At 70.3% G+C, this 21,625-nt stretch carries 9 protein-coding genes and 1 pseudogene; 5 read left to right on the top strand and 5 right to left on the bottom strand.

Annotation, left to right across the window (positions count from 1 at the left end):
* Nucleotides 1–10: 10 nt before the first annotated feature.
* The 3 genes from ACFYZE_RS21595 to ACFYZE_RS21585 all read right to left on the bottom strand — a co-directional run bounded on the left by ACFYZE_RS21595 (nucleotide 11) and on the right by ACFYZE_RS21585 (nucleotide 2,429).
* The gene (locus ACFYZE_RS21595; RefSeq protein ID WP_388996701.1) at nucleotides 11–334 is read right to left on the bottom strand and encodes a zinc-binding dehydrogenase; all 324 of its coding nucleotides are present in this window, start codon (nucleotides 332–334) and stop codon (nucleotides 11–13) included.
* A 177-nt stretch (nucleotides 335–511) separates the two neighbouring features.
* Nucleotides 512–1,678, bottom strand: a complete 1,167-nt coding sequence (locus ACFYZE_RS21590) for an MFS transporter (protein WP_388996697.1) — start codon at nucleotides 1,676–1,678, stop codon at nucleotides 512–514.
* A 271-nt stretch (nucleotides 1,679–1,949) separates the two neighbouring features.
* Nucleotides 1,950–2,429 (bottom strand): carboxymuconolactone decarboxylase family protein, encoded by a 480-nt coding sequence (locus tag ACFYZE_RS21585; RefSeq protein WP_388996324.1) that lies wholly within the window; start codon nucleotides 2,427–2,429, stop codon nucleotides 1,950–1,952.
* Between the two features lie 124 nt (nucleotides 2,430–2,553).
* Between ACFYZE_RS21585 and ACFYZE_RS21580 the strand changes: the two genes are divergently transcribed.
* The 4 genes and pseudogenes from ACFYZE_RS21580 (at nucleotide 2,554) to ACFYZE_RS21565 (ending at nucleotide 5,739) form a co-directional block, all read left to right on the top strand.
* The gene (locus ACFYZE_RS21580) at nucleotides 2,554–3,543 is read left to right on the top strand and encodes a pirin family protein (protein WP_388996321.1); all 990 of its coding nucleotides are present in this window, start codon (nucleotides 2,554–2,556) and stop codon (nucleotides 3,541–3,543) included.
* A gap of 22 nt (nucleotides 3,544–3,565) precedes the next feature.
* Nucleotides 3,566–3,904 carry a GNAT family N-acetyltransferase gene (locus ACFYZE_RS21575; protein ID WP_388996318.1) on the top strand — a complete coding sequence of 113 codons (339 nt, stop codon included), beginning with the start codon at nucleotides 3,566–3,568 and terminating at the stop codon, nucleotides 3,902–3,904.
* A gap of 462 nt (nucleotides 3,905–4,366) precedes the next feature.
* A pseudogene (locus ACFYZE_RS21570) lies at nucleotides 4,367–4,740 on the top strand (thiamine pyrophosphate-binding protein); the annotation flags it as partial.
* A gap of 75 nt (nucleotides 4,741–4,815) precedes the next feature.
* Nucleotides 4,816–5,739, top strand: a complete 924-nt coding sequence (locus ACFYZE_RS21565) for an NADP-dependent oxidoreductase (protein WP_388996315.1) — start codon at nucleotides 4,816–4,818, stop codon at nucleotides 5,737–5,739.
* A 218-nt stretch (nucleotides 5,740–5,957) separates the two neighbouring features.
* Here ACFYZE_RS21565 and ACFYZE_RS21560 read toward each other — a convergent pair whose 3' ends face one another.
* Complete coding sequence (locus ACFYZE_RS21560) at nucleotides 5,958–9,335, bottom strand: LamG-like jellyroll fold domain-containing protein (protein ID WP_388996312.1); 3,378 nt, start codon at nucleotides 9,333–9,335, stop codon at nucleotides 5,958–5,960.
* Between the two features lie 182 nt (nucleotides 9,336–9,517).
* Nucleotides 9,518–11,485 carry a tachylectin-related carbohydrate-binding protein gene (locus ACFYZE_RS21555; RefSeq protein WP_388996309.1) on the bottom strand — a complete coding sequence of 656 codons (1,968 nt, stop codon included), beginning with the start codon at nucleotides 11,483–11,485 and terminating at the stop codon, nucleotides 9,518–9,520.
* Between the two features lie 470 nt (nucleotides 11,486–11,955).
* Between ACFYZE_RS21555 and ACFYZE_RS21550 the strand changes: the two genes are divergently transcribed.
* Nucleotides 11,956–21,621: a polymorphic toxin-type HINT domain-containing protein gene (locus ACFYZE_RS21550; protein WP_388996306.1), complete on the top strand. Its 9,666-nt coding sequence runs from the start codon at nucleotides 11,956–11,958 to the stop codon at nucleotides 21,619–21,621.
* Nucleotides 21,622–21,625 lie beyond the last annotated feature (4 nt).

The raw sequence follows: 21,625 nt of genomic DNA, 5'->3' as shown, positions 1-21,625 counted from the left end.
GACAGGCGGCCTACCGGGCTGAGTCCTTCGATGTGACGCGCAGGACGATCTTGCCGCGCACGTCTCCCGACTCCAGCAGGCGGTGCGCCGTGGCCGCCTCCTGAAGGGGCATGGTGACGACGGCCGGCGGACGCAGTGAGCCGTCGGCGAGCAACCGGCCGAATCCGGCCGCGGCCTCGGCGAGTTCCGCGGTCGACGCATGGGAGATCGTGAACCCGGTGACCGCACCGTCCTTGAGGTGGAGCGCTCCGGTGGGCAACGGCGGCCGGGTCCTCATCCCGGAGAACACGACGATCCGCCCGTGCCGGGCGAGCAGATCCACGGCGGTGTCCAGATGCCGCCCCCTGTCTGCGACAGTGCGTGCGGTTGCGTTCGTCAGCGCGGGATCTGACGGTGGATGGTGCCGATCACCGTAGGGCAGGCCCGGGGGAGCGACTTGCCGTGGAGGCCACGGGGTGTGGTCCGAAGAAGAACCCCGTGCGGCACTCCGGTCAGGGCCGTGCGGCGCCCGTCACTTGGCGTCGTGTTCGGGAGTCCGCGCGGCGCGGCGGTGTTCGGTGGTCCAGTAGAGGAGTGCCAGGACCGGCAGGGCCGCACCGAGGACGGTGACCGCGCCCCAGCCGCCGGCGCGGTAGGCGATCGAGCCGAACTGGGAGCCGAGGGCGCCGCCGAGGAAGAAGGTGGCGATGAAGGCACTGTTCAGACGAGCCCGGGCGTCCGGGTCGAGCTGGTACACCGTGTGCTGGCCGAGGATCAGGGTGGTCTGGACGGCCATGTCGAGGACGACGGCGGCGAGGGCGATCAGCACGACGCTGTGCCCGCCGAAGCCGGCGAGCGCGAAGGCCAGCGCGGCGGCGGCGAACGCGGCGCCGGTCATGCGCCGGGTCAGCCCGTGGTCGGCCCAGTGCCCGGCCAGCGGGGCGATGGCCGCACCGGCGGCTCCGACGAGGGCGAAGATGCCGACGCCGACGGGGGAGCAGTGGAAGCGGGGCCCGGTGAGGACGTAGGAGACGGTTGTCCAGAAGGCGCTGAAGGCGCCGAACATCGCCGCCTGGTACAGGCCGCGGCGCAGCAGTGCGGGATGCCTGCGCACGAGTGCGGCGGTGGAGCGCAGCACGTGGTGGTACGGGACGGTCGTGGTGGGGGCGTGCTTGGGCAGCGCGGCCCGCAGGGCCACGGCCAGCAGGGCCATCAGGACCGCGGAACCGAGGTAGACGACGCGCCAGCCGGCGACGTCGGAGACCAGGCTGCTGAGGGTGCGGGAGAGCAGGATGCCGGTGAGCAGGCCGCTCATCACCCGGCCCACGATCCGCCCCCGGGCGTGGTCCGGGGCGAGGCTCGCGGCGAACGGGACCAGGATCTGGGCGACCACGGACGTGGCACCGCTGATCAGGGAGGCGGCCAGCAGCATCGGGAACCCGGTCGCGAGGCCGGCCGCCACCAGCGCGAGGGTGGTGACCGTCAGCAGGGCGGTGATCAGGCCGCGCTTCTCCAGCCGGTCGCCGAGCGGCACCAGGAAGAGCATGCCGATCACATAACCGACCTGGGTGAGCGTGATCAGTGCGCCCGCGGTGGCCGTGCTGATGTGGAAGACGTCCCGCAGGGACGACAGCAGGGGCTGCGCGTAGTACAGGTTGGCCACCGTCATGCCGGAGGCGACGGCCAGCAACGCGATCAGCCGGCCCGGAACACCGTGCGCGGGTGCGGCGCTGGTGACCTTGGACGGAGTCCGGAGACCGGAGGACTGGGACACGGGGACCTTCTTCGGGACGGGGAGCCGGGGGGACCGGCTCGGAAGGACGCCTGACGGTGATCGAGCAGCTTCCTCGGTGCTCTCACGGGGGCGTAAGCGCTCGCCCGCCCCGTTTGCTTCCTCATCCGTCGTGATGGCTCCGGATGGCGGTCATCTCGTTCACAGATGACCGCCCGGGAGGAGGCGTCGCCCACGCCTACCGTTGCCGTACCGGGTGCCCGCTCATGACCGAGACCCGGTTGAAGGCGTTGATGGTGACCGCCACCCAGATCACGGCGGAGATCTGGTCGTCGGTGAGGACCTCCCGGGCGATGCCGTACGCGACCTCCTGCGCGGTGGTGTCGGCGGGGTCCGTGGTCGCCTCGGCGAGCGCGAGCGCCGCGCGTTCGTCGGGCGTGAACAGTTCGGTGTCCCGCCAGGCCGCCAGCACGCCGAGGCGTTGTGGGGTCTCACCCGCGCGCAGGGCGGCGTTCGTGTGTACGTTGAGGCAGTACGCGCAGCCGTTGATCTGCGACACGCGCAGATTGACCAGTTCCACGAGCGTCCGGTCGAGCCCCGCCTCGGCGGCGACCGCCCGCACGGCTTCGGAGGTCCGCACCAGCGCCTGATAGGCGGCGGGGCTCTGCTTGTCGATGAAGATCCGCCGGATCGCGGACCCGGTCGTGTGGGTGCTCAACCTGGGACTCCTCCGGGGGGCCGCTGAGGGCTCCCTGTCTGTTGGTGTGCGCGGTGCCGTCGCCCTATGATCGGGCGTGGTAGTTGAATATAAAACAAATGAGCGGGCTGGAAGGCGGTCCACGGTGAGCAATGTCGAAACGAAACCGATGGAACTGCGGTGCGGCGCGTCGGTGGACGGCGAGCGTCCGGCCACGGCGCCACGGGTCGACGTACTGACCCCACGCGATGTGCCACTGGGCGGCCCGCGGGCGATGACGGTGCGGCGCACCCTGCCGCAGCGTGCCCGGACCCTCATCGGGGCCTGGTGCTTCGCGGACCACTACGGGCCCGACGACGTCTCCGAGACGGGCGGCATGGACGTCGCCCCACATCCCCACACCGGGCTGCAGACGGTGAGCTGGTTGTTCAGCGGCGAGATCGAGCACCGGGACAGCCTGGGCAGCCACGCGTTCGTACGGCCGGGGGAGCTGAACCTCATGACGGGCGGGTACGGCATCAGCCACTCGGAGGTCTCCACCCCTCGGACCACGATCCTGCACGGCGTCCAGCTCTGGGTGGCGCTGCCGGACGAGCACCGCGACACCGCACGGGACTTCCAGCACCACGTGCCCGAGCCCGTACGGGTCGACGGGGCCGAGATCAGGGTCTTCCTGGGCTCCCTCGCCGGGACCACCTCGCCGGTGCGGACCTTCAGCCCCCTGCTCGGCGCCGAGATCGTCCTCGAGCCGCGCGCGACCGTCACGCTCGCCGTGGACCCCGGCTTCGAACACGGCCTCCTCGTCGACCAGGGAGACGTCCGCCTCGCCGACGTCCTGCTGCACCGCGCGGAGTTGGGCTATGCGCACCCGGGCACCGGCACGCTGACGCTGACGAACGAGTCGGACGACACCGCGCGGACGGTGCTGCTCGGCGGAACTCCCTTCGAGGAGGAGATCGTCATGTGGTGGAATTTCATCGGGCGCAACCACGAGGACATTGCCAAGGCCCGGGAGGAATGGCAGAACTCCTCGGACCGCTTCGGCGTCGTGGAAGGATATCCGGGAAACCGTCTTCCCGCCCCGGCCCTGCCGAACGCCGTCATCACGCCGCGCAGAAATCCGTCGCGTCACTGAATCCCACCCTGAAAGGCACCCCATGAGCCAGTCTTCCGCCGCTCCCGTCGTCGAGCGTATAGACGCGAAGAACCGCTACGAAATCCTGGTCGACGGCACGCGCGCCGGGCTGACCGCCTACCGGGACCGCGGTGACCAGCGGGTCTTCTACCACACCGAGGTCGACGACGCCTTCGCCGGTCAGGGCCTGGCCTCCCAGCTGGTCCAGCAGGCGCTCACCGACGTGCGCGCCTCCGGGAAGCGGATCGTGCCCGTCTGCCCCTACGTGGCCAAGTTCCTGAAGAAGCACGAGGAGTTCGCCGACATCACCGACCCGGTGACGCCCGACGTCCTGCGCTGGCTGGACACGGAACTGGGCTGACGGTCCCCGCACCCGGCCCGGCCGCCGCCCTGGGCGGCCGGGTGTGCGAGCAGTGCACCGCCTCTGTTCCCACAGTGCACGACGGCAGCCCTCGGCTCGCCTTTCCGTTCCCACCGCGGTCGGTCTCACAGCAGTTGCATTTCCCCGCGTGGCGTTCCCTGTGAACGCCACGCGCTCCTGTTTTTTGCGGGAATCGGCCGGGGAGCGCAGTAATGCGGTCAGGAACGTCGGCGGCTCGTTCCTCCTCGGGCGGCACGGTCTGTTCTCGCTGCCCCTTCATCCGACCGCCGACGAGGACCGGCACCGGCCCGTCGCCGAAGGGTGCGCTACCGGAACCGATCCCGTGCGCTGACGGTCAAGTACCGCTCAACCGCGCTGACTGACGTCGTCCGGGCGCGACACGGGCACCGCCGTGCCCGCGCACGGCCGCGCCCGCCCCCGAGCAGGAATCCGAGGAGTGCCATGGCCAGGCAGACCATCGCCGAACAGTACGTCGACCTGATGGCCCGGGCCGGCGTACGCCGTATCCACGGGGTGGTCGGCGACAGCCTGAACCCGTGGTCGACGCGGTCAGGCGGCACGACGCCGTCGAGTGGGTCCAGGTCCGGCACGAGGAGGTCGCGGCCTTCGCGGCCGGGGCGGAGGCCCAGCTCACCGGCCGGCTGGCCGCCTGCGCGGGCTCCTGCGGACCGGGCAACCTCCATCTGATCAACGGCCTGTACGACGCCCACCGTTCGATGGCACCGGTGCTCGCCCTGGCCGCCCACATCCCCAGCGGTCAGATCGGCACGGGCTCCTTAGGCGCAGTACGTGTGGGCGAAGCAAGTGAACGGTGTCGCTGGTGAGGCCTGTTCGTGGAGATGCGGCAGAAACCGCCGATGAGGCACCCCTCGACACCTATCGTGTCCGTTATGCGCGCAATTACCGTCAACCGTTACGGTGGCCCTGACGCCCTCGAACTGGCCGAGACAGACGACCCCAAGGTCGGACCCGACTCGGTGCTCGTACGAGTGAAGGCCGCCGGGGTCAACCCGGTGGACTGGAAGATCGTCGCCGGTCATCTCGACCCGGTCATGTACGTCCACTTTCCCCTCGTGCCCGGATGGGACGTGGCGGGCGTCGTCGAGGCGGTCGGCCTGGACGTCCCGGAATTCTCGGTCGGGGACGAGGTCTTCGGATACGTCCGCAAGGACGAAGTGCAGCACGGTACTTATGCCGAGCTCGTCGCCGCGCCCGTGCGCACCCTCGCGCGCAAGCCCGCGTCGCTGAGCTGGCAGCAGGCGGCCGGCGTCCCGCTGGCCGGGCTCACCGCCTGGCAGTCACTGTCCCGGGTGGGGGTCGCCGAGGGCGACACGGTCCTGGTCCACGCGGCGGCCGGCGGCGTCGGGTCCTTCGCCGTGCAGATCGCGGTGGCCAAGGGGGCCCGGGTGATCGGCACCGCCGGCGAACACAACCACGACTTCCTGCGCTCCCTGGGCGCGGAACCCGTCACCTACGGCGACGGTCTGGCCGACCGGGTGCGGCAGCTGGCGCCGGGGGGCATCGACGCGGCCGTGGACTACGTCGGCGGCGACGCGGTCGCCGTCTCCGAGCAACTGCTGAAGGACCGCTCGCGCCTCGCGTCGATCGTCGACCCGGCGGTCACCGAGCACGGCGGACACCACGTCTGGGTCCGGCCCGACAGTGCGGACCTCGCGGAGCTCGCTCGACTCGCCGACGCCGGCAAGCTCGATGTCCACGTCGAGCACGCCCTGCCGCTGGCCGAGGCCGCCGAGGCGTTCCGACTGAGCATGAGCGGCCGGACCCGCGGCAAGATCGTGCTCGAGGTCGGCTGACCAGCGGTCCGCTGCCCGGCCCGCGGCAGCACACGGGGACCGTCCCGCGGCTGCCGCGGTGGCTGTGCCACACGGCCCCCCCGGGGGGGCCGTGTGGCACTTGACGTCGCTGACCTTTGGGCCGGGCGCGGGCCTGCTGCTCGGCCCGGTCGAGCGCCGTCGCCGGATCGACCGGCGGCAGCGGTTGCCGTGTCCTGAGAAGGTCCGGCGGATCCGGCTCACATCCGGGCGTACGGCTGAGACGACAGCGTCTCGAACGGGAGCCGGACGGTGGTGGCCGTCCCGGTGTCCGCGTTGGACGTGCGCAGGGCGGTCAGTTCATCCGCCGTCAACGCGCGCCGCACCAGGCGGAACTCGTCCAGGGAGCCCTTGAACCGGTCGTACCCGTCCGGCCTGGCCCCCAGATGGAGACCGAGCACGGCGAAGCCGTCCTCGTACGTCACCGAGCCGACCGGGGCCGTGGCCTCGCCGGGCGCTCCACCGTCCACCGACAGGCTCAGCTTTCCGTTCGTGCGCTCGAGCACCACATGGTGCCAGGCGCCGTCACCGAAGGCGTAGGCCGCGCTTCCGTCGGCGACGTAGACGGTGGTGGTGGCCGTGTCCGTCTGCAGCACGGCGGCGAGCCGGTCCTGGCCCGGCTGGGCCCGCAGCCACAGCTGCCGATCGGTGCTGCCGATACCGTACGCCCAGAAGACGACCTGGTTGGCGCTCGTCTGGCTCGCCGAGTAGCGCATCCAGGTCGCCACGGTGAAGTCACGGGAGCCGAGGGCCTCGTCCGCGCCGTACGGCACCTCGACCGAGTCGTCCGTGCCGTCCAGCGCAAGCCCGGCGCCGAACCGGCCGCCGCCCGCCGAGGTCGCGGGCCGGGCTCCGCCCCGTACGAAGGCGTGGTTGCAGTGCACCGACGAATCGGGGGTCGCCGGGCCCGCGGCCGGTCTGACCACCTGGTGTGCCTCGGTGTGGCCGTTCTCCATCGACCACGACAGGGCGGGCCTGTCGGCCGGGTAGCCGCCCCCGGAGCCGACGGCGGACTGCGCGATCCTCGTCAGCTCGGTCGCCGTGAACGCTCGCTTGTAGAGCCGGGCCTCGTCCAGGGAGCCGGTGAACACATCGAGGTTGCCCGGCTTGGAGCCGACCCGCAGCCCCTCCGGTGTCGCCGTGGAGGTGAGCGCGCCGGACAGTCCGGTGGTCTCGGCGGCCGTGGTTCCGTCCACGCTCAGTCGCAGGGTGCCACCGCTCCGGCTGACCGCGAGCAGGTGCCAGGCGCCGTCCCCGAAGGCGGCCGACGGGCCGGGGTCGGTCAGCGCCACCTGCACCGCACCCGCGGGCGTCTCGGCCCACGCGAGGAGCCGCCTCTGGGACGGCTGCGCGCGCACCCACAGCGAGGGCGCGCCGGAGACCGAGCCGTAGGCCCACAACAGCGCGGCGTTCGCGTCGGTCTCGGTCAGGGTGTGCCGGAACCACAGGGTGTAGGTGAAGTCGCCGGAGCCGACGTCGAGGGCCGGCAGAAAGGGGACCTCGACGCCAGGCCGGGACGCCGAGACGGAGATGGCGCCCTTGCCGATCCGGCCGGCCACCTCACCGGGCACTCCGCCGAGAAGGGTGCCGTCGGCGCAGTGCCCCGAGACGTCGTCCTCGATCGCGACCGAGGTCAGCGCGGGCACATCGGCCGTGTCGACCACCTGGAACGGCAGCCGCACATCGAGTGAACCGTCCACGGAAGGGGCCGCGTTCGCCGTACGCAACTCGGCGAGCTGGGCATCCGTCAGCGCGCTGCGGTACACACGGAACTCGTCCAGGCCGCCGCTGAAGGGGTCACCGGCGGCGCTGTCGGGCTTGGCCCCGAGCCGGATCCCGTCGACACCGTCGACGCGGTCCGCGCTGACCGACCCGGCCACCCCGGTGGCCTGCGCAGAGGACGTGCCGTCGACCGAGAGCGTGATCCGTCCGCCGCTGCGCACCAGCGTCAGATGGTGCCAGGCGTCGTCGCCGAAGGCGGTCGACGGACCGGGGTCGGTCAGTACGACGGAGGCGGTGCCGCCGGTGCCCTGCACCCAGGCGTACAGCCGGTTCTGGCCGGGCTGGGCGCGCACCCACACCTGCGGTTTCGTCGCGCCGTACCCGTAGGCCCACAGCAGTGCTCTCTGCTGGGTCTCACCGGGCTGCGCCTTGTACTTGAAGAACAGCGAGTAGGTGAAGTCACCGTCGCCCGGGTCGATTCCCGGCGTGTACGGCACGTCGGCGTACTCACCGGTGGCGTCGAGGGCCAGCCCCTGACCCCAGCGGCCGCTGCCGAGCGCCGAACTCCCGGCCAGATAGGCGTCGTTCGCGTTCGGCGTGCTGTCCGGGGTGGTGCGGCCCGCGGCCCGGGAGGCCTGCGGGTGCACCGCGCCGGTGAAGGTACCCGGCACGCCGGCCGCCGCCGGGGTGAAGCGGTTGAAGTAGATGTTGGCCGCGGAGAAGCCGTCGCCGCCCTCGTAGACCAGGCCGATCTCGCCGTCGGTCAGCTCGACCAGGTCCGAATACCCGGCCCGCTTGGCGTTGATCTGCGCGCCGTCGTGCCAGGTGGTGCCGCGGTCGGTGGAGTAGCGGATCCGCATGTTCTGGCGGTCGGTCGGGTGCGAGGGCGCCGAGAGGACGAGCGTGTCGCCGGGCGTGGCCCGGTACGTCTGCTCCAGCGCCAGGACCGACGCCTGCACCTCGGGCGTGGTCAGCGAGGGCACGACCTGCTGCGCGGGCACGGTCGCGCCGGAGTCGGTGCTGACGGCGTGCGTACGGTGCCCGGACGAGGAGCCGTTGTTGTTGCGGGCGTTGATGTAGACGTTCCCGTTGTCGAGTTCGGCGACGGTGGGCTCGCCAGGCGCCATCCCGGGCCCGGCGGAGTCGGCCGTGGCGCTCGCGAACCACTCGTCGCCGTCGTCGCTGTAGAGCACACCGACGAGCTGGGGGTCCTGACCGGGCCGTGGCGGGGACTCGTACGCCCCCACCACCAGCCGGCCCGCCTTGTCGCCGCGCTTGAGCTGGATGCCGTGCGAGGGGCCGGTGCCGAACCAGCCCTCCTGCGGGTCCGCCAGCCGCGGCAGCGGCTTCGGTGCGCCGAAGGTCAGCCCGTCGTCCGTGCTGCGCTGGACTCGCGGCAGCCGTTTGCCGCCCGGCTCGGCCGGTTCCGACGTGGAGAGCAGATGGACGTCGCCGGTGCGCAGGTCGGCGACGGGTGAGGGGTTGCCGCGCGTGTACGGCGTCTCCGGGTCGGTGTCGCTGCCGGCGAGCGCGACGCGGATGGGGCCCCAGGTGCGGCCGCCGTTGGTGGAGCGGCGGACGACGATGTCGATGGCACCCCGGTCGGCGCAGGAGGGCGAGCGGCGGGCCTCCGCGAAGGCGAGCAGTGTGCCCGCCTTCGTACGGACGATCGTGGGGATGCGGAAACAGCCGTATCCGGCGGTTCCGGAGCGGTACAGGATCTGTTCGGTCCCGATGAGGCCGTCGGCCGACGGCTGGGTACCGCCGGCCGCGGCGGGTGGAGCGACGGCTGTGAGGAGGATCAGGGGCAGGGTGACGAGGGCGGCGCCGAGGGCGCGTAGGCGTAGCCGGGACACGACGGTGCAGACCTTTCTGATGCGGTGCGGACCCGCAGACGCGGGACCTGGCCGTGAGCAGACCGCCGCTCGGCCCGCCCCGGCTCCCTGCCGACAGGACGGGAGGAAGCGGGGCGGAGCGGGCGGCGGTGGAGGCGGGGCGTGAGGGCCGTCGGGCCGCCACGGCCTCCTCTACGGTGTGATCACTTGGTCGGCGGGGTGGGCAGCTTGCCGCCCTGGAAGTCCGGCGCGTCGGCCGCGGCGCGCATCGCGCTGAGCGAAGAGGTCTGCTGCACCTGGTAGATGCGGGTCTGATTGTCGGCGGTACGGAAGGTGTAGGCCCATGTCGGACCGGTGGGGTTGGTGTACGTGAAGGCGGTCGGCTCGGTGGCCGATGCCTCGAAGCTCACCTGCTGCCAGGCGCGCCAGGCGCCGCTGCCCTGTGCGGTCTCGCCGGTGTTGTGGACGTAGCCGTCGGCGCCGCGGACGACGACCTCGGTGAGGCCGGTCAGCGGGGAGATCACGGCGCTGGGGGAGCCCTGCGCGGTGATGCCGGTGACGGTCTCCCAGGCTCCGTACGCCCCGCCCTCGGCGGACTGGGCGGTGGTGACCACGTTGCCGCTCGCGTCGGTGGCGAAGACACGCATGCGGTAGCCGGGGTAGACGATGACGGTCGGCGTGCCGGTGATGGCCTGGGTGCCCATGCCGGTCCACGCCGAGAGCGTGCCTCCCTCCTTGAACAGGGCGGTGGAGAGGGTGCCGTCGGCCTTCCTGCCGAAGAGCTGGATGCCGTCGCGCACGGTGACGGCGGTGAGGGGGCCGGTGAAGCCGCTGCCGGAGAGCGGCATCCAGCCCATGAAGTCCACGTTGGCGCGCTGCTGGATGCGGTACCAGGGCTTGCCGCTCGCGTCGACGGCGAACTGGGTCATCAGACCGGTGGGGGTCTTTCCGGTGACGGCGTCCTGTTGCATGGCGCCGGCCAGATCGATCCAGTTGCCCCAGTCGGCGCTGCTCACGGCGGTCTGGTTGCGTTGCCAGACGCTGCCGGAGGTGTTGTGGGCGGTGACGACGACGCGGCCGTCGGTGTGCGCGGAGAGCGAGGGCCGGCCGGTGAAGGCCTCCTGGCCGGAGATCACCGTCCACTGGGCGCCGTTGATGTCGGCCGGGTCGGTGCGGCCGTGGACCAGGCGGCCGATGTTGTCGGTGTAGGCGAGCTCCAGCTTGCCGTCGGACGCCTGCATGACGGAGTTGGGGGTGTAGGACTGCAGCGGCACCGGCGTCGCCGCGGGCGTGTGGTTGACGTTGAGCTTGCAGATGTCGGGCCCCGCCGAGACCGAGACGTAGCCGGCCCAGCCGGACGCCTCTACCTGCTTGTTGTAGACGGGCCAGTCGCGGGTGTCCTCGTCGAAGCGGTAGTACGCGACCGCGCCACCGCCCTTGACGCGGAACAGCGTGTCACCGCCGTACGACGGCATGAACTTGGTGTCGCTCCAGTCGGCGGCGGACTCCAGCACATGGCGTTCGATCCAGCGCTGGCTGGTGTAGTCGTAGCGCGAGCGGTAGAGCTTGCCGTCGGTCGCGTCACGGCCGTAGATGACGCCGCGGTCGCCCGCGTAGATCGCGTCGTAGTTCCATCCCATGTCGACGATCTTGCCGCTGCCCTCGACGAACTCGTTGGCGGTCGCGTCGTAGCGGTACCAGCGCAGGTCGCTGGTGGCACCGGAGAGCGTCCATATGTAGCCGCCGCGGTCGATGGTGATGTCGTCGATCCGGTCGGCGGCCCGGAACTGGGCGAAGCTGGAGCTGATCTTCCGGTGGTGGACGTCCCAGGTGTTGCTGGAGCTGATCCGGTGGCTGTAGTACAGCCCGTCCGACTTGATGCCGTAGAAGGTCGCGCCAGGCCCGGCGAGCATGTGGCCGTAGCCGGTCCAGGTGGTGTCGATGGTGGTGGCGGCGGGCAGGGCGTTGCCGACCGCCGGGTCCGGCATGTCGGTTCTGCTGAGCTTGCCGGCGGAGTCCAGCGTGTAGGTGGCCCCGCTGGAGCCACAGGTCAGTGATACGGCGGCCGCTGCGGGAGCGGAGGGCAGTGCGCCGGTGAGCGGGAGGGCGGTCGCCAGGGCGGTGGCCAGGGCGGTGGCGGAGATGAGGGCGCGAGGTGAAATCAGGTTCATGACATGGACGTTAAGCGTCCGACGGTGAACGCTGCCGTTTCAGCCAGGTGAACAAAGATCTTCGATAAGAATCTCGAAGGTAAACAGATGGTCTCAATGGCCGGATTTCGCTGGGTGATTGGCGGAATATCAATTCGATGACTGACCTGGGGGTGATTCGGCGTCTCCTGAGGTGTCAGGTGAATGCAACGTGAACTCAGAGCATCTTTCTGCTTGATGACGCCCCAGGTGGACCCCATGTCGCCTCCTCGGCGGCATTCCGTGCTCTGAATCCGGCGCCACCTGCGGGCCCCCTGGGAAAATCGCGCGTCGCCTCCGAAGGTAATGATCACGTAATGATCACGCCAAGGTGAATGGTCTTGTTATCCAGTCGACATGGTCATGGCGATCCGACAGGCTTCCCCCTGCTCATTCGTTCGTTCTGTGGGGGGACCGTGCCGGCGTACCGGACACTTGCGCGCTCGTGGCTCATGCCGAGGCTTCTGCGTTCGCACTGGGGCAAGGCCGTGGCGCTCGCCGTGGCAACGGTCATCGCCGTCGGCTCGCTCGCCGTCGCAGGCGTCGGGATCCACCTCTTCCCCGATGAGCCGGCCGCCGCCAAGGGGCCCGGCCAGCGCTGGGGCAGTGCCGAGGGGCTGAGCCACTTAGCGGGTGGTAGGCGCAACAACGACGCACCGCGGTCCCTGCGGGCCAAGTACCCGCTGAAGAGCCCGCCCGCCGCACGGCCCGCGGCGCGGAAGAACGCGGTCGAGGTCACCGCCCCGGCCCCCGCGAAGGTCAAGGGCTTCGACCGCAGGACGAGCAAGGAGATCGTCCCGGAGCGCGACGCCCACAGCCGTACGTACGCCAACGAGGACGGCACCCGCACCAGCGAGATCTCCACCGACCCCATCAACTACCGGGACTCGCGTGGAAACTGGCGGCCCATCAACACCTCGCTCGTCGAGGACGACGGCGGCTGGGCCAACGCCGCCGACTCCGTGGCCCTGCGCTTCGCCGACCGGGCCGACGTCGGCGAGCTCGCCTCCGTCACCCTGCCGTCCGGCGAGTCCCTCGGGTACGGGCTGAGCGGCGCCGCCTCCGTGGCGGGCAGCGCGGACGGTGCCCGCGTCAGCTACGAGCAGGTGCTCCCCGGGACCGACCTGTGGCTCGACTCGCAGGCCGGCGGGGTCAAGGAGACCCTCGTCCTGAAGTCCGCCACCGCCCCTGACAGCTTCGTCTTCCCGCTCCACCTCAAGGGCCTCGCCGCCCGAGCTGACGGCGGATCGATTCTGCTGACCGACACCAAGGGCCGCACCCGCGCCGTCATCCCGGCCGGCTTCATGGAGGACGCGGCCCACGCCGTCTCACACGCCGTGTCGTACGAACTCGTCCAGCGGGACGGCGGCCAGGCGCTGAAGATGACCGTCGACCGGGACTGGCTCGCCGACCCGGCCCGCGCCTACCCCGTCCGCGTCGACCCCTCCGTCGACACCACGTCCGCCTCCACCTCCATGACGGTCCGCAGCGGCGGTTCCGTGGTCGGCTCCAGCGAACTCCAGGTCGGCAAGGGCCCGGACGGCGCCTCCGCCGCCTACCTCGGCTTCCCCGGCCTCGACGAGGAGCTCAGGTACCACCAGATCTTCGGTGTGCAGTTGCAGGTCGTGAACTTCGACTCGGCCTCCTGCAAGCCGCGTTCCGTCTCCGTCCACCCGGTGACCCAGTCGTGGACCGCCGGCACCGGCACCGCCTACCCCGGCCCCTCGGTCGGCGGCGCCCTCGCGTCGAAGTCCTTCGCCTACGGCTACATAGGCTTCGGCCAGTCGAAGTCCGCCTGCCCCACCGCCGGAGAGCTGTTCGACCTCGGCAAGGGCGGCCGCGACCTGGTGCAGCGCTGGGTCAACGGCACCCAGGCCAACTACGGCCTGTCCCTGCGGGCCTCGGCCACCGACTCGCTCGCGTTCAAGAAGTTCACCGGCCACGCCTCGGCCAACCCGCCCAAGCTGTACGTCACGCACTCCCCGTACAACGCGTCCTACAGCTTCCCCAAGCCCGTGCCCGACCCGCCGGTGCTGCAGAACCAGGCCGGGCAGGTCAAGGTCGCGGTCACCAACAAGGGCGCCGAGACCTGGACGCCGTCCACCTACTACCTCGCCTACCGCGCCTACGACAAGAAGGGCAAGCTGGTCACGCAGCAGCGTGCGGGCAGCCTGACCGGAAACGTGGCCCACGGTGCCAAGTTGACGGTCGACGCCACGATCAAGGCGCTCCCGCCGGGCGTCTACATGCTCGACTTCACGATGGTCCGGCAGGGCGGCAAGGTCTTCACGGACGAGCAGGTGCCGCCGGGCCGGCTGACCATCCAGGTCTTCGACATCGCGCCGGTGGTCAAGGAGCAGTTCCCGCCCAACGGCTACCAGGCCCAGACCCTGACCCCGCAGCTGTGGGCGGCCGGCGTCGACATCGACGCGCCCCCCGGTTCCTCGCTCCAGTACAAGTTCGAGATCTGCGAGGCCGACAAGGACGGCAAGCCGACCGCCTGCACGACCTCCGCCTACCAGACGAGCTCGGCGTACCCGGTGCCCTCCGGCCGGCTGAAGTGGGGCAAGACCTATCTGTGGCGCGGCTTCGTCAAGGACGCGTCCAACGAGGTGCCCACCCAGCAGGTGGCGCTGGTCGCCGCCGTTCCGCAGCCCGAGATCACCTCGCGGCTCTCTCAGGCACAGGGCAAGGAGTTCGACCCCAACGTCGGCAACTTCACCTCCAGCGCGACCGACGCGTCCCTCGCCGGCGTCGGTCCCGACCTGACCCTCATCCGTACCTACAACAGCCTCGACCCGCGGCGTGACCTCGCCTTCGGCGCCGGCTGGACGACGCGCTTCGACATGCGGCTCACGCCGGACGACGACGGCAGCGGCAACGTCGTCATCCGCTACCCCGACGGCCAGGACGTCCGCTTCGGCAGGAACGCCGACGGGACGTACGCCCCGCCGCCCGGCCGCTTCGCCAAGCTGACCTTCGACTCCACGGCCGACACCTACAAGCTGCAGGACAAGTCCGGTACGACGTACGACTTCAGCACGACCGGTCTCCTGGCCAAGATCACCGACGCGTACTCCAACTCGGTCACCTACACCTACAGCGCCGGCAAACTCGCGACCGCGACGAACAACCGCACCTCCCGCTCGCTGACCTTCACCTGGACCGGCGCACACGTCACCAGGGTGCAGACCACCCCCGTCGACGGCGCCCCGCTGACCTGGACGTACAGCTACACCGGCGATCTGCTCGACAAGGTCTGCGACCCGCTGAACGGCTGCACCCAGTACGGCTACGGCACCGGCAGCCACTACGCCACCACCGTGCTCGACTCCCGCCCCGAGTCCTACTGGCGCCTCGGCGAGGAGGAGGGCACCGCCGCCGACAGCGCCAACGAGGCCAACCTCGGCAAGGACCGCGGCACCTACCAGAACGTCACCCTGAAGGCCCCCGGTGCGATCACCGGCGACCCCGGCACCGCCGCGTCCTTCAACGGCACCACCTCACGCGTCGACCTGCCCGCCGGCACGCTGAAGAAGAGCCGTGACACAGCGGTCGAGGTATGGTTCAAGACGATCGCGGGCGGCGTCGGCGGCCCGCTCGTCGGGTACCAGGACAAGGCCTGGGGCACCACGCCCGGCACCGGTGTCCCGATGCTGTACGTCGGCACCGACGGAAAGCTCCGCGGCCAGTTCTGGACCGGCACGGCCGGGCCGATCACCGACATCACCAAGAACGTCAACGACGGCCAGTGGCACCACGCGGTGCTGTCGATGTCCGGCTCCACCCAGAGCCTCTATCTTGACGGCAAGCTCTCCGGGACCCTCACGGGCAAGCAGCCGCTGCAGACCAACCTCACCTACAACCAGATCGGCGCCGCCTACGCCACCACCCCCGCCTCCTGGCCGGGCTGGGGCTCCACCGCCGCCAAGTCCTTCGCCGGCGCCGTCGACGACGTCGCCGTCTACCACCACCCGCTGGGCACGGCGGCCGTCACCGCCCACTACCGCGAGGGCGGCCGCACCGCCGACGTCCTGACGAAGACGACGCTGCCCAGCGGCCGCATCGCCTCCGAGGTCCAGTACGACACCACCCGCGACCGCGTCCAGGAGTACACCGACCGCAACGGCGGCACCTGGAAGATCGGCACGCCCGCGGTCTTCGGCAACGACAAGGACCTGCGCCGCACCGTCGAGGTGCGCGACCCGATGGACGCCCCGTACTTCTATGAGTACGACGGGCTGTCCTCGCGGCTGCTGCGCTACGGCGAGCCGATGGCGCTCGGCGCCCGGGAGTCCGTCACCAAGGCCCCGTCCCCGTCGCCGACCGACCCCGGGCAGGTCTGCACCCAGCCCGACCCGGGCGACCCGGCCTTCTGCACCAATCCGCCCGGTAACGGCGGCGACGGACCGGACTTCATCCGCTACCCGGTCGACGGTGTCGCCATCCGCTCCTTCGAGTACGACGACAACGGCTTCCAGACCGGGATCACCAGCGAGAACGGCGACAAGGTCACCCTCGGCTACGACGACCGCGGCAACGTGACCAGCCGGACGACCTGCCGTTCGGCCGGCGACTGCCAGACCTCGTACACCACCTACCCGACGCCGACCGGCGACTTCGACCTGCGGGCCGACCAGCCGTCCGAGACCCGCGACGGCCGTTCGACCGGCCCCACCGACAACCGCTACCTCACCAAGTACACGTACAACACCAGCGGTGCGCTGCTCACCCAGACGGCACCCGACGGCGGCACGGCCAGAAACACGTACACGACCGGCACCGAGCCGGCCATCGGTGGCGGCAACACGCCCACCGGCCTGCCGCTCACCACCGCCGACCCACGCGGCAAGATCACCCGCTACCAGTACTACAAGAACGGCGACCTGGCCTGGGTGACCGATCCCTCCGGCGGCGTCACCAAGTACACGTACGACGCACTGGGCCGCAAGCTCACCGAGACCGTCGTCACCGACGCCCAGCCGGCCGGCACGACGTCGACGTTCACCTACGACAAGCTCTCCCGGGTCCACACCCTCACCGACCCGGCTGCGACCAACGTCGTCACCTCCGGCAGGCACCAGCAGCGGACCACCACGGACTACGACGCCGACGGCAACGTGGTGCGCACCGAGATCAGCGACCTGCTGGGCGGCGACGCCGCGCGGGTGATGACCTTCGGCCTCGACGACCACGGCCGTCCTGAGCTGGTCACCGACGCCGAGGGCAACGAGACCTCGTACACCTACGACGTCTTCGGCAACAAGACGTCCATGGTGGACGCGAACGGCAACCACTTCGACTACGTCTACACCGCGCGCAACATGCTGGCCGAGACCCGGCTGCGCGACTGGGACGACGACGGCGGCGACGACAGCTACACCGTCCTGCAGTCGTACGCCTACGACATGGGCGGCCGGCTGGCCCGGCACACGGACTCGATGGGCCGCTCGCTGATCTACCAGTACTACGGCGACGACCTGGTCAAGTCGATCACGCTCAAGGACTTCCACAACCCCGACGGCACCAAGCGCGACATCGTCGTGGAGTCCGACACCTACGACGGTGCCGGCAACGTCCTGACCGAGACGACCGCGGGCGGCAAGCTCGTCACCGAGTACACCTACGACCCGGTCGGCCGGGTGAAGTCCGAGGTCATGGACCCCGACGGACTCGCGCGGCGCACGACGTACACCTACGACCTCGCCGGCAACGTGCTGACGACGGCCTCCAGCGGTTCCCCGTCCAACGTCCCCTGGCCGGTGAGCGTCAGCGGCGACTCCGTCCGCTACGAGTACGACGACGCGGGCAACGTCCTCCACGAGACGGTCGAGAACGGCACCGACTCGCGCACCACCGACTACACCTACGACGACCGCGGGCTCACCACATCCAAGACGGACCCGGCGGGCAACAAGACCGAGTACGGCTACGACGAGCTCGGCCGGGCGGTCTCCGTCACCGCGCCCGCCGTCCAGACCGAGTCCGGCGGCGGCACGCCCGCCACCTCCCGGCCCACCACCTTCACCGGTTACGACACCTTCGGTGCGGTCACGGAGTCGGTCGACGCGCTCGGGAACGTCAACCGCACCGCCTACGACCGGCTGGGCCGCGCGACCACCCAGACCGCGCCCTCCTACACCGCGCCGGGCTCCACCGGGACCGTCGCCCCGACCGTCACCAACGCCTACGACGCGCTCGGCAACCTCACCGAGAGCACCGACCCGCTCGGCCGCGTGACCAGGTTCCAGTACGACCGCCAGAACCGGCTCACCGTGAAGGACGTGCCGGTCGGCACGGGCGACGAGCGGGGCCAGTGGAAGTACACGTACACCCGTACCGGCGAGGTGCTGTCCGTCACGGACCCCAGCGGCGCCCGCGCCGAGACGACATACGACGACCTGGACCGCCCGGTCACCACCACCCAGATCGAGCGCAAGCCGCAGCCCGGCGCCTTCACCATCCGCAACGAGTACGACGACGCGGGCAACGTGGTGAAGCAGACCTCGCCGAGCGGCGCCGTCAGCCAGTTCACCTACGACAGCCTCAGCCAGCTGACCAGACTGCAGGAGCCGAGCGGCGCCACCACCCAGATCGGCTACGACGCCTCGGGCCGTGAGGTACGCCGCACGGACGGCATGGGCCGCACCTCGGCGAAGATCTACGACCAGCTCGGCCAGCTCGTCCAGGACCAGGATCTGGACCCGTCCAACAGCCAGCTGCGCAAGGTCAGTTACACCTACGACAAGGCGGGCAACCTGGTCACCTCGACCAACCCGCTGAACCGTACGACGACGTACACGTACGACGCCCTCAACCGGCTGACCACCCAGACCGAGCCGGTCTCCGACACCAAGTCCATCACCACGTCCTTCGGCTACGACGCGCTGGGCAACCGCACCCGCTACACGGACGGCCGCGGCAACTCGACGATCTACACCGTCAACACGCTCGGCCTCGCCGAGTCGGTGATCGAGCCGGCGACCGACCGCGACTCGTCCCCGGCAGCCCGTACCTGGACGACCGCATACGACGCCGCCGGCGAGCCCGTGAAGGTCACCGCGCCGGGCAACGTGGTCCGCGAGCGCGAGTACGACAAGGCGGGGCAGTTGGTCCGCGAGACCGGCACGGGCGCCGCCGTGACGACTCCCGAGAAGCGGTTCCGGTACGACCCGGCGGGCCGGCTGGTCGCGGCCTCCTCGCCGAAGGGCGACGACACCTACGAGTACGACGACCGGGGCTCGCTGCTGAAGGCGACCGGCCCGTCCGGCGACGCCACGTACCAGTACGACAGCGACGGCCTGCTCACCAGCCGCACCGACGCGTCCGGCACCGCGAGCTTCAGCTACGCCAAGCAGCAGCTGACCTCGGCGACCGACCCGCTCACCGGTGTGCGGCAGAGCTACACCTACGACGGATCGGGCGCGGTCAAGAAGGTCGACTACGGTGCGGGCCAGTCCCGCAGCTTCACCTACGACGACCTGGGCCGGCTCGACACCGACACGCTGAAGAACAGCGCCGGCCAGACGATGGCGTCGACCGACTACGGCTACGACACCGACGACCGGCTGACGTCGAAGACCACGGCGGGCACCGCCAGGGCCGGGACCAACACCTACGGTTACGACTACGCCGGCCGCCTCACCTCCTGGACAGCCGGCGGCACGACGACGGCGTACGGCTGGGACGACAGCGGCAACCGTGTGAAGAACGGCAGCAAGACCGCCACCTTCGACGAGCGCAACCGGCTGCTGTCCGACGGCGACTACACGTACGACTACACCTCACGCGGCACGCTCGCGTCGCGCACCAGTTCCGGTCTGAAGGAGGACTTCACCTTCGACGCCTTCGACCGGCTGGTGAAGGCGGGCGAGTCCGGAACGGAGTACACCTACGACTCGCTGGACCGCATAGCGGCCCGCAACGGCGTGGACTTCTCCTACGCCGGCGTGGCACCCGACCCGGTCAAGGACCAGAACTCCACGTACGGCCGCGGCGCGGCGGACGAGCTCCTGTCGATCGCCGAGAGCGGCGGTGCGGCCCGGCTGACGCTGGAGGACAAGCACGGCGACGTCGTCGGCAGCATGTCCGCGGCGGACGGCGCGGCCACCGCCCTGGACGAGTCCACGGCCTTCGACCCGTTCGGCCGGGTGCTCGGCACGGCCGACATGCACGGCAACGTGGGTTACCAGGGCGACTGGACCGACCCGGACACCGACCAGGTCGACATGCAGTCCCGCTGGTACGACCCGGGGACCGGCACCTTCGACTCCCGGGACTCGTACGACTACAGCTCCGGCGCCTCGATCCTGGCGAACCGCTACACCTACGGCGCCGGCGCCCCGCTGGACTACACCGACCCGGACGGCCACTGGCCGAGCTGCGGCTGGTGCAAGAAGGCCGTGAGCTGGACGGGCAAGAAGCTCCGCCAGGGCGCGCACTGGGTCTCCAAGACCGCCCAGTCCGTCTGGCACGGCGTGCAGTGGGCGTGGAACAACCCGGGGGCGGCGTTCAAGCTGGCGCTGAGCTATGTAGGCAAGGCCGCGAGCTGGGTCTACCGGAAGTCGGGCCTGAAGACGGTCGTCGACGCCACCGTCAACGCCGTCAAGTGGGTCGGCCAGAAGACGGGCTTCACCGAGTGGGCCCGTGAGAAGGCGAGACAGGCCGCCAGGGCGGCCTACCAGGCCAAGGTCTACATCACGAAGAAGGCCAGGCAGGCGGCCTCCTTCGCGGCCCAGCACAACCCGATCCCGGCGATCCTCGCGGCCACCAAGCCGCTGATCGCCGTCGGCAAGGCGATCGTCACTGCCGACCCGAACCTTCCGGCGATCGTCGTCGGCGCGGCCGTCCAGGTGGTCGCCGATGCCGCCAAGGCCGCGGACGCCATCCGCGACGAGGTCGTCAAGCAGGTCGGCAGCGTCGTGGAGACCGTCTCGGACGCGGTCGACTGGGGCGAGGTCTGGGACGGCGTCAAGACGGTCGGCAACATCGTCGGCGACGTCACCGGCTTCAACGACATCAAGGACTGTGTCACCACGGGCGACATGGAGTCCTGCGCCTGGGCGGCGGCGACCGTGGGCGGCATCGTCCTCGGCGGCGCCGGCGCGGCGGCGGTCCGGGCGGCGAAGGCCGGGCGGATGACGGCGAAGGCGGCGAAGTACGCGGACGAGATCGCGAAGGCGGCGGAGAAGGGCAAGAAGGTCCTCGAAGAGGCCGAGTCGGCGGCGGACTGCGTCTCGACCGTCAGGGACGTGGCATCTCTCGCCAGCGGCAACAGCTTCGTACCCGGTACGGAAGTCGTCATGGCCGACGGCAGCCGCAAACCGATCGAGAAGGTCGAGGAGGGCGACGAGGTCCTCGCCACCGACCCGACGACCGGCAAGACCTCCAAGGAGAAGGTCACCGACACGATCAAGGGCGAGGGCACGAAGAACCTCGTCAAGCTCACGATCGACACGGACGGCGACAAGGGCCACGCGACGGACACCGTCACCGCGACCGCGGGTCACCCCTTCTGGGTCCCGGACCTGAAGAAGTGGCTGAAGGCCGGCGAGCTGCAGCCCGGCCAGTGGCTCCAGACGGGCTCCGGTACATGGGTCCAGGTCGAAGCGGTCAGCGCATGGACGCAGCAGGCGGCGGTCTACAACCTGACGGTCGATACCGCGCACACCTACTACGTCCAGACCGGTGCGGCGACGCTGCTCGTCCACAACGAGAGTGCTCGGAAGAATCCGCTCTTCTGCCCGCTGCGGTCCTACACGGACCTGCGACGGATGGGGCCTGGCAAGAACGAGGGTGCGGCCAGTGTGCTCTGGACGCCGGAGGGCAACATGTACTTCGACCTCAGCCGGAACAGGACTGACCACGACAAGATGAACCTGCCTCTCGTACTGCGCAGGGTGGTGAACCAAACCGACCACCACGCAGGCTGCGCCGAGATCGGCTGCATCACGCAGGCGCTCGAGGCGGGTGACACGATCCGCGGAAGTCGGAGCCTCGCCATGGTTCACAAGCCTTTCAACCATCCACGCAACAGGGAACTTCTGCCCGGGTGCGATTCTTGCCAGCAGGTCATGTCCCGGCTGGGTATCAGGGACACGTACTTCGACATCGGTTGATTGG

The sequence above is a fragment of the Streptomyces sp. NPDC001796 genome, assembly GCF_042892355.1.
Classification (GTDB): Bacteria; Actinomycetota; Actinomycetes; order Streptomycetales; family Streptomycetaceae; genus Streptomyces.
The sequence above is the reverse complement of the archived record's forward strand: the minus strand, read 5'-3'. Positions and strand labels throughout refer to the sequence as shown.

Excerpts from the sequence above, each read along its gene's own strand:
- ACFYZE_RS21575 (WP_388996318.1), top strand. The coding sequence starts at position 3,566 with ATGAGCCAGTCTTCCGCCGCTCCCGTCGTCGAGCGTATAGACGCGAAG.
- ACFYZE_RS21565 (WP_388996315.1), top strand. The coding sequence starts at position 4,816 with ATGCGCGCAATTACCGTCAACCGTTACGGTGGCCCTGACGCCCTCGAA.
- ACFYZE_RS21555 (WP_388996309.1), bottom strand. The coding sequence starts at position 11,485 with ATGAACCTGATTTCACCTCGCGCCCTCATCTCCGCCACCGCCCTGGCC.
- ACFYZE_RS21550 (WP_388996306.1), top strand. The coding sequence starts at position 11,956 with ATGCCGAGGCTTCTGCGTTCGCACTGGGGCAAGGCCGTGGCGCTCGCC.